1 pseudogene is annotated in these 329 nt (G+C 73.9%); it reads right to left on the reverse strand.

Features of this window, described 5'->3' with window-relative positions:
• Positions 1 to 4: 4 nt before the first annotated feature.
• A pseudogene (locus RMT89_RS46260) lies at positions 5 to 329 on the reverse strand (hypothetical protein); the annotation flags it as partial.

The following is a 329-nucleotide window of genomic DNA, read 5'->3' on the forward strand; positions in this document are numbered from 1 at the left end:
TGCGTCATCCCCCGATGCGCGAAAAGTCCGCGACCGCATGCACGGCGCCGCGGAAGCCGTCGAGCAGGCGCAGGCGGTTGAGGCGCAGCGCGGGATCGTCGGCATTCACCGTGACGTCGTCGAAGAAGGCGTCGAGCGGGGCGCGCAGCGTCGAGAGCACGCGCATCGCCTCCTCGAAATCCTCGCGCTGGACCGCCGCCGCGGCCTCCGGCGTCGCTTCGGCAAGGCGCGCGGCCCCGGGCAGCACCGGGACCGCCCGCGCGTCGAGGCGCCCCTCGAGCCCCGAGCCACTGCACATCTCGAGCAGATGGCCGAGCAGGCCGAAGCCG

It is taken from the genome of Streptomyces sp. P17, assembly GCF_032436805.1.
Lineage (GTDB): Bacteria > Actinomycetota > Actinomycetes > Streptomycetales > Streptomycetaceae > Streptomyces.